Source organism: Paenibacillus sp. 23TSA30-6 (assembly GCF_014858585.1).
Lineage (GTDB): Bacteria > Bacillota > Bacilli > Paenibacillales > Paenibacillaceae > Paenibacillus.
The window spans coordinates 1-9,805 of the sequence record NZ_SLTL01000061.1; the positions used below are offsets into that span (position 1 = coordinate 1).

Below are 9,805 nucleotides of genomic sequence, written 5' to 3' on the forward strand. Positions count from 1 at the left end.
TTCAGCTCGCGGTAGGTCAGCTGCCGCTCGTTCATGACGGCGGCCACGTTGTCCGGGTAAAGCTCCGCCTGCTCTTCAAACAAGCCGTGAATCGTCTGCTGCCGCGGGTAGTCCGCCTCCGAATCGTTGAAACCGCGCACCAACTCGCGGATTTCCTCCTCCGTGAGCATTTCCAGCGAGGCAATATCCCCGTCCGGCGCTGCTGCGATGGTTTCGAGCAGCTTGTCATAATGTCTGGCGAACCGCTCCGCGGTCTCTTGTTTATACAAAGCCGTAGCGTACTCCAACCGGCATTCGAGCTGACCGTCCAGCTCCGAAATATCCAGGAGCAGCTCGAACTTGGATGTTTGGTTTTCCAGTGGATAAAACGATTGCTCCAGCCCCTCGATGACAATTTGCTCGTTCTCCGTATTTTGCAGGGAGAAGAACGTGTCAAAGAGCGGATTCCGGCCGGTCGCGCGCGGAATGTGAAGACTTTCTACCAAGTCTTCGAACAAATAATTTTGGTGTTCGAAAGCCCCGAGCGTGATGTCCTTGATTTCTTCCAGGTACGAAAGGTACGGCTTGGAACGCTCTGGACGGCTGCGAATGGCCAGCGTGTTGATAAACATCCCTACGATCGGCTGCACTTCTTCTTGCGTTCTTCCGGCAATCGGCGTTCCCACGATCAGATCTTCCTGACCCGAATATTTATGCATAAGGATGGAGTAAGCCGACAGCAGCACCATATACAGGGTCGTGCCCGTCCGTGCCGCCAGCTCTTTCAGCTTCTCCGTCCGCTCTTTCCCGATATAAAACTTCACGGTTCGGCCGTCAAAGCTTTGCACCGCAGGCCGCGGGAAGTCCGTCGGCAGCTCCAAGACCGGCAGCTCGCCCGACAGCTGTTCGAGCCAATACTCCTTCTGTGGCTGGAGCAGCTGCCCGTAAGCTTCGGAATGCTGCCAAACGGCATAATCTTTGTATTGAATACACAGTGGAGCCAGCTCCTCGCCCCGATACAGACGGCTGAACTCGTCGAAGAGCAGCGCTGTCGAAATGCCGTCCGAGACGATATGGTGCATATCGAACAGCAGCATGTAGCGATCCTCGGCGACTTCGATCAGGCCGATGCGAAGAAGTGGCGGCTTGGTCAGATCAAACGGGTGATAGTAAGCTTCCACCACTTGGTCCACTTCCCGCTCGCTCGCCTGGAAATAATCGACAGCAAACTCCACCTCGTCATAGATGCGCTGGACAAGCTCGCCTTGAACCTGCTCGATCCCGGTACGCAGCGTCTCATGGCGCTGAATCAGCGCCCGGAACGCGTGCTCGACGCGCGTGCGGTCCAGCTTGCCTTCGAGAAGAAGCGCCGCCGACATATTGTAGCTGCGCTCGGCCCCGTCAAGCTGGCGCAGGACGTACAGACGCTTTTGCTCGGATGAAACCGGATAGTACTCGGCCTCAGCCGCCTTTGTAATCTCATACGTCTCCTGCTGCCTTAAACCGCCGATTCTTTGGGCCAGCTGTTCGATCGTGGTGTAGCGGAAAACTTCCCGCAGCGGAACCTCGACTTGCAGCTCTTTCCGAATCTTGGAAACAAGCGTGGAGGCCCGCAAGGAATGACCACCCAAGTCAAAGAAATCGTCTTGGACTCCAACTCGCGCAATACCCAGCACCTGCTGCCAAATGAGAGCAAGTCTTGTTTCCAGCGTTGTGCGAGGAGCCACATACTCACGGCCTGCTTCTACCTCTCCGGTCGGTTCAGGCAGCGCTTTACGGTCAATTTTGCCGTTCGGCGTGAGCGGAAGCTTATCAAGAGACACCAGCCGGGCCGGGACCATATGGGCCGGCAGCTCTTGCTTCAATTGGGACAGCAGATCGCTCAGCTGCAAGGAAGCATCCGCCGCCACGTAGCCGCACAAATACTTTTGCCCCTGCTCATCCGTACGGTCGGTCACCACAGCCTGCTTGACGCCCGGGAAACGCAGCAGGGCCGTTTCAATTTCGCCGAGTTCGATCCGGAACCCGCGAATTTTCACCTGATAGTCGATCCGGCCGATGAAGTCGACGTTGCCGTCTTCCAGCCAGCGGGCCAAATCGCCTGTCCGGTACAGACGTTCGCCCGGCACAAACGGGCTGTCCGCAAACTTCTCGGCGGTTAGGTCCGGACGGTTCCAGTACCCGCGCGCCACCCCGGCGCCGCCGATGACAAGCTCGCCCGGAACCCCTACAGGAACCGGCTTTAACGCGGCATCGACAATGTAAAACCGGGCGTTCAGCCAAGCTTTGCCGATCGGCACATGACCCGACGGCGGCAGCTTATCCAGCGGCTCACCGTAAAAGCTGCTGTCAATGGCCGCTTCGGTAACGCCATAGCTGTTGATGATGCGGAATTGTCCGCCGAATCTTTCCTGCAGCAATCGGTAATCGGTGACACTGCAAGCATCCGAGCTGGTAATCAGCAACTGCATGGAGCTAACGTCCAGCCCTTCTTCATAAATATGCTGCATGAACGGCAGGATGAGCGCAGGCGTCGATTCGAATACCGTAATGTTTTGGTCCCGAATCCAGCCGTATAAGAGGTTCGGATCAATCCGGTCATCCTTCGGCACAATCACCATCGTGCCTCCGTTATACAGCGTCCGCGCGATGTCTCCGACGAACACGTCAAACGAGAAGCTGGCCAGCTGCAGCAGCCGCACCGGAAACTGATCCAACCGGTACTCGCGACGGTACGCATCCGCCGTATTCACGAGACTACCGTGCTCGATCATGACGCCTTTCGGGCGTCCCGTCGTACCCGAGGTGTAAATCACATAAGCCAAGTCTTGCGGGGCGCTGCCGGCAGATTCAAATTCCACGGCTAAGGCATCCCCGTTATAAATCTGTTCATCGTCCATGGCATAGACAGCTTGAAGCTTCAGCCGGTCATCGGCCAACCAACCTCCGGCCCGCTCCAACAGATGACGCTGCGTAAGCAGCACCGATGCATCGCTATCGCTGAGCATGTACTCAATCCGCTCCGCCGGATAATCGGGGTCCAGCGGTACATAGGCTCCGCCGGCTTTCCAAACGGCGAGCACCCCGACCAGCAGTTCCACCGAACGCTCCGCCCAGATCCCCGTAATCGTCTCCCTTCCCACGCCCTGTTCGCGAAGGAGAGAAGCCAGCCGCTCGGCGCGTTCGTTCAATTCGCCGTAGGTCAGCTGTTTGTCCATGTAGACGACTGCCGGATGATCCGGAATTTCCCGGGCAAACTTTTCAACATACCGATGAAACGCTTCTCCCTCGCTCAGCCCTGCCACCGGCGGGTTAAAAACGTTGAGAATGCGGTGTCTCTCCTCATCGCTCAGCAGAGAAATCTCGCGTACCGGCAGTTCGGGAGTCTGAAGAAACTGGTCCAGAACGGTTACATACTGTTCCATAATCCGATCAATCTCGGCCGTCTCGAACAGGCCGGTACGATAGGAAGCATGGAGAATTACATGGCCTTCATTCAGCATATGGTCGAAGCGCAGCAGCAAATCGTCCATCTCGTGCCTAGCGAAGTGAGCCTCCAGGCGTACCTTGATTTCTTCGTACTCCACGATTTTCAAAGGCAGATATTCCAGAGACGTGCGGAACAGCCCCGAAAGATCGTTGCGGCCGTGTTGTTCGCGTAAATCCTGGATCAATTGGTTATAAGGGTATTTCTGATACCGCAGATCCGCCGTGCTTTCCTTGGAAACCGTTTGGATCAAGGAAAGCACGTGCCTGTCTGGATTCAGACGAATCCGCGTAGCCACGGTGCTGACGAACATGCCGATCGTTTCTTTTTCCTTCTTGCTGGTGCGATTGGCGAAAACCGTGCCGACCGGAACATCGGTGCTGTCGGTCAGCTTGTACAATAAGGCGTACATGGCGGACAGAAATAACGTATATAAGCTGACCTGATATTGTTCGCTGAAGGCCAGAATGCGTTCATACCGGGAACCGTCCAAAGTGATGGCCAGTTTATTGGATTCGCTGCCGATCGAGAATGGCGGATACGATTTAATGCCGGTCGTTTCAGGCAAAGTGTTGTACTTCGTCAGCCAGTATTCCTTGCCTTTTTGATAACGCTGCGATTGCTCATATTCACGCTCCGCGGAAATATAATCCAGATAGGAAGGGGCCTGGTAACTGCTGGAGGTGCCTTTGCGCAGTTCCAGGTATTTTTCCATCACCGCATGCAGCAAAGCATTGACGGACAAGCCGTCGGCGATAATATGATTTACCGTCAAATTGAGCCATACTTGGCCGTTCGCAAAATGGATAATCGTAAATTGGTAGAGGTGTTCGTCGAACACGCTGGCCGGTTTTTCGCTTACTTCTTTCACCCAAGCATAGAATTGTTCGGTTGTGCCTATTTCGAGGCGGCTTATCCTAGCTTGGACATTCTCCGGCTCTTCGAACCACTGCGTTGGATTTTGCAAATCCCCGCTAATGCGGATTCGGAAAACGTCATAGGTTTTGACGATCTCTGCCGCCGCTTGCTCCAGAAGCTGTGTGTTGATCTCGCCCGTAATCTGGTAGGTCGCGGAAAGCATCGTGATGGACGTTCCCGGATTCATAATTTCCATGAACCATATTCGGCGCTGGGCTTGCGTTAATCCATATTGCTCGTTGGTATTCTCTCTCACATCGACACACTCCCGGTTTAGAGATTCTTTATAGATAGGCTTTGTACCTAGATGTCACTTAGTCACTCTTAGAAGAACCGCGCAGGCCATTCCCGGAACGGCTCCTTCGGACTCTTCCTCCTTTTTCGTGTCTACGTTTTCTGGTAACTACCGGTTATAAAGTCATACCTTGGATTACTAAAAGACTCTGTCGCATTCGCAAGCAGGAAGCCGCCCGCCGTAAAGCGGGTCTAGCCGTACAGCCGGGCGTAATAACCCCCGAGCGCCAGCAGGTCCTGATGGCGGCCCCGCTCGACGACCGTCCCTTGGTTCATGACGGCAATCAAATCCGCATGTTCCACGGTGCTGAGACGGTGGGCGATCAGAATGGTGGTGCGCCCCTTCATCAATACGTTCAGGGCCTGCTGTACCCAATGCTGGGATTCGTTATCCAGCGCGGAAGTCGCTTCGTCCAGCAGCAGAATCGGGGCGTTTTTGAGAATCGCCCGGGCGATCGCAATTCGCTGCCTTTGTCCGCCCGACAACGACGCTCCTCTCTCTCCCACCGGCGTTTTATACTGTTCAGGAAGTTCCTGAATGAAATGGTGAGCGTACGCCGCTTTGGCCGCTTCGATCACTTCTTCATCCGTTGCATCCGGGTTGCCGTAGCGGATGTTTTCCTCAATCGTGCCGGTAAACAAGAACGGCTCCTGCGGAACGTATGCAATCTGCCTGCGGATTTCGTCCAGCGTGTAATGGCCGAACGGTTTGCCTTGGAGCAGGATTTCTCCGCTGTCCACAGGATAAAAGCCGAGCAGCAGCTTGATCAGCGTACTTTTGCCGCTGCCGCTGGCCCCCACGATAGCGGCGACCTGGCCGGGAAACACCTGCATGGAGATGTCGACAAGCACCTTTTTATCCGCCTGATAGGAAAATTCCACATCGCGAAACTCCACCGCAGCCTCCGACACGAGCTCGCTGTGAGGAGATCCCAAACTCTCCGGTTCCTCTTCCTCTCTTAGTACCTCTTGAATCCGGTGAGCGCCCGCGAGCGAATTTTGGGTCATCGACAGAACCATCCCCAAGTTCAACAAGGCGTGCGTCAGATTCACTTGCAGAACCGCCAGGGCGGCGACGCTTCCCATTCCCATCAGTCCGTAGGCATAAAGAAGACTGCCGATGACGATGATGCCGCAGAACGTGACGTAGCTGATAAAATGATTCACCGCAGCCTGCATGCCGTTCTTCTGCGCGGTTTGCCGAAGCGTCTGCGTCATTTGTTCGTTCAACGCCTCGTACTGGCCGTAAATCGTGCGGATGCGGAACAGCTTCACAATTTGAATGCCGCCCATAAAATCTTTGAATTTTTCGGTCATTTTACCGAGCGTTTGCAAGCCTTGTTCGGACAAGGCGCGAATATCCCGCGCAAATTTCAGGCTGACCACGGAGGACAGCAGCAGAATGACGAAGGATACGCCGGCAAACCGCCAATCGATCAACACCATGGAGACAATGGAGCCGATGCAAAAGACAACTTGAAGCAGCAAAACGAAGTAAACCTGCGAGAATGTAAACTCAACGGTCGTTACGTCGTTGTTCACCCGCGACAGCAAGTCCCCATGGTGCGTCTGCTCCAGGAATCTCGGCCGCACCCGGCACAGCTTGTCATAAAGACGTTCGCGGATATTCAGCACAGTCAGCTCGACACTGCGCTGGTATAAGTAAATGAACCAGGGAGAAATCATATTTTCCAGGAACAGGGCCGCGCCCAAAATAATAAAGGCTTCCACCATCAGGGACGTATCTCGGGACACGGCGAAATCAACCAAGTTATGTACGACCAAGCTGAAGGCGATCAGGAACAATGTCTGGGTGAGCGCCGTCACGGCCAGGCCAATGGCGTACTGGGTTTTGCGCTTGCGGTTCATAAACATCAGCAAGTAGCCGAGTTCTTTCACTTGCGAGAGCCATCCGCCCTTTTTCATGTGTACGCCACCTCCCTGCGTTCGGCAGACTCGGTAAATTCCTGATAGTACGACTGGGCGTACAGTCCCTTCATCTCCAGCAATTGTTCATGAGTGCCCTTTTCAACAATACTCCCCTGTTCCATGACCCAAATTTCGTCGGCGTTTTGTACTGTAGAAAGCCGGTGGGCAATAACCATGGTCGTTCTCTGCTTCATCAATACGCCCAGCGCTTCCTGAACCGCGCTTTCCGACTCCGGATCAAGAGCCGACGTTGGCTCGTCCAGCAGCAGAACGGGAGCATCCTTCAGAAAAGCCCGGGCCATTGCAATGCGCTGGCGCTGCCCGCCGGACAAAAAGCCTCCGCGCTCTCCGACATACGTCTGGTAGCCGTCGGGAAGCTGCATAATGAAGGAATGCGCCTGAGCGGCTTTGGCGGCTTCGATAATCTCGTCCATCGACGCTACTTCCCGCCCGTAGCCGATATTTTCAGCGATCGTGCCGCTAAACAAATATGAATCCTGGGTTACCACGGAAAAATGCGACCGAAGCTGCTCCGGATCGGCGCCGTGGATCAGGCTGCCGAACACGCGGATCTCGCCCTGGTCCTCCGGAAGCGGATAAAAGCCGCATACAAGCTTAAACACCGTGCTCTTCCCTCCGCCGCTCGCTCCGACAAGCGCGATCGTCTTCCCTTCCGGCACCGAGAAGCTAACATTCCGCAGGATCGGGGATCTCTCCTCATACCCGAAGGTTACGTTCTGAAACTCGATGGGGGCGGCGCTCGCTTTCGGAAGCGAACGGCCATTTTCCGTTTCGGTCGGCTGCTCGACGATTTCGGAGACCCTTCTCAGGGCACCGGCCATTTCGAACGTCCGCGTGATGAGCTCGGGAATATGCTCCAGCGGCTCCAGACACAGATTCAGCAAGTACAGGAAGGCGATCAGCTCTCCCGCGCCTAGCTGCCCTTTGTAGATCAAATAGCTTCCGTAACTGACGGCGAAAATGATCGGGCTGATCATCAGCGTGGAAAGCAGCGGGTTAACCCAGGCTTCCCGCTTTTTCACGGCCAGCTTTTTTTGGGCCGTCAATTGCAGCAGCACTTGGTAGGAGCGAGATAACATGCCGGATAGCAGGTAGCTTTTTACAATAGGCATACCCCCAAGCGTATCCTGGAGGTTGACGTTCATTCGGCCCATGTTCGCTTGGGCTTCCTCCGTCAACCGCTCCAACTGCTTGCCGATCCATTGGGAAACCAGCAGCGCTACGGGAAATAACAGCAGGCTGTACAGCATCAGCTCCCATTGGAGGTAGATCAAATAAGCGAAACAGCCGATGAACACCAGCGGATGATAAAACCACTGGGCGAGGTCCCGAATCATAAACTGCTGGATGAGCTGCAGGTCGTTGTTGATCCGCGACAATACGTCGCCGGAGTGCTGCTTTTCCAAATAGGAGACCGGGAGTTTGCCGATATGACGCATGACATGGTTGCGGATATCCTGCACCGCAGAGGCGCTGCTTCGCTCCACGCCGAAGCTCATGAAAAACTTCGCCGGCACACCGATCAAGATGACCACAAAGACCGTGTACACGATTTGCAGAACGATTGGCCCCGCCCCCTTCTCGGCCTGGGTGGTCAGCTGCTCGATTAAACTTCCCATCCATATCTCAATAACGGCGGCGGCAATCGCGGACAAGATACCGACGATCATCCAGCCTTTGTGACGGCTTACATAGGACATCAGCCAGCGGAACGCTTTCCAGGCGGCGTAAGCGGTTTGGCGCTTGGAGGGCGCCGCTGTGCCTTGTTCTAGAACAGACGGATGGCGGTCAGCTTCCATGCAGTACCCCGGCCTCCGCTTCGATCTGCCGCTTGACTTGCTCTAAGATGTCCCGGATGACGATGGCCGTTTCTTCCACGCGCGCGAGTTCCAGCAATTCCTCGTGCGCGCCCTCCAGCCGGTAATCGGCGTAAGCTTGCGTCGTTGCCCCCCGCCAGGAAGGCAATTGGTGCTCCAGGCGGAACGCTTCGCTGTCCTTCGCAATCATTTCGTAAATCCGGGCCGGGATCGTGCCGGAATTAATAAGCTGCGCTTCGTACGCCAAGGTCGCTTTGACCTTCCGATGAACCCGCTCCCGCACGAGCGGGTTGCTCATTAATTCCTTCTCTTCTTCGTCGAAATCGGCAAGCGTTTCTTCAAGCTCTTTCTCCGACGTTTCGGAAGGCGTCAGCGTGTCCTTAATCCACGAGTCCACCATGAGCACGTCCGTTACGGAATACCCTCTTTTCTCCATCGTTTTGGCTACCTCGAACGTCAGGTTGCCTCCGAAGCAGTAGCCGAGCAGCACGTAAGGTCCTTCCGGCTGGATGCGGACGATCTCGTCCACATAACGGTTCAGCATGGCCTCGTAATCGACGGCATCGTCGATAAAATCAATGCCGTAGAGCACGAACCGGCCGTCGAGCCTGCTTGCGAGCTCTCGGTAACCGATGCCGAAGCCGCTGCCCGGAGGGAAGCAGAACACGTTCAGATCTCCTGCTTTATTCAGCTTAATGAAGGAGTCTCCCCCTTTATCCAGGCCCAGATCCCCCTCTCCGAAAGCCATGGCTTCAACTGTTAAATTGTGGAACTGGCGGTTCAGCGGTATCTCGATGCCCGTTTCATCGTAAACGGCTTGAACGAGCCTCATCAGACTTAACGAATTGCCACCCAACTCAAAAAAGTTATCCTTTACGCCGACCTGCGGAACGCCAAGCGTATCCTGCCAGACGCGGGCGATCTTCATTTCGAGCAGCGTTCTCGGCGCGACATATTCCGCTCCTCCGGCCGCGGCTTCCTCCGGCGCGGGCAGCGCTTTGCGGTTGATTTTCCCGTTCGGGGTCAGCGGCATCCGCGAAAGCTGCACGAGGTGCGAAGGAATCATATACCCCGGAAGCTGCTTGGCGAGCTCCTCCTTGAGTTCATGCGCCGCCAGCCTCGTTTCCGCGACGTAATAAGCGACAAGCTGCTTTTGGCCGTTCGCGTCGTCGCGGTCGAGCACCTTGGCTTCTTGCACGGCGGCGATCTTCAGCAGCTGCGTCTCGATTTCGTCCAGCTCGATCCGGTACCCGCGGATTTTCACCTGGTGGTCGATCCGGCCCAGGTATTCGATGTTGCCGTCCGGCAGCCAAGCCGCCAAGTCGCCCGAGCGGTACAGTTTCTCCCCCTCCGCAAACGG

General features: G+C 55.5%; 4 protein-coding genes. All 4 read right to left on the minus strand.

The window, feature by feature from the left end; genetic code table 11:
- A partial coding sequence (locus E0698_RS25885; protein ID WP_192513382.1) for a non-ribosomal peptide synthetase occupies positions 1–4,640 on the minus strand: 4,640 nt, incomplete at its 3' end.
- Positions 4,641–4,870: 230 nt separating this feature from the next.
- Entirely contained in the window at positions 4,871–6,604 is a 1,734-nt protein-coding gene (locus tag E0698_RS25890; protein ID WP_192513383.1) for an ABC transporter ATP-binding protein, read from the minus strand.
- A complete protein-coding gene (locus E0698_RS25895; RefSeq protein ID WP_192513384.1) occupies positions 6,601–8,427 on the minus strand; it encodes an ABC transporter ATP-binding protein in 1,827 nt (608 codons plus the stop codon). Before E0698_RS25895 ends, E0698_RS25890 begins: the two co-directional genes overlap by 4 nt.
- On the minus strand, positions 8,417–9,805 hold a 1,389-nt coding region (locus E0698_RS25900), incomplete at its 5' end, for a thioesterase domain-containing protein (protein WP_238354161.1). The genes E0698_RS25895 and E0698_RS25900, both read right to left, overlap by 11 nt.

Bases quoted from the DNA above. Each gene is read 5' to 3' on its own strand.
- E0698_RS25890 (WP_192513383.1), bottom strand. From the start codon at position 6,604: ATGAAAAAGGGCGGATGGCTCTCGCAAGTGAAAGAACTCGGCTACTTG.
- E0698_RS25895 (WP_192513384.1), bottom strand. From the start codon at position 8,427: ATGGAAGCTGACCGCCATCCGTCTGTTCTAGAACAAGGCACAGCGGCG.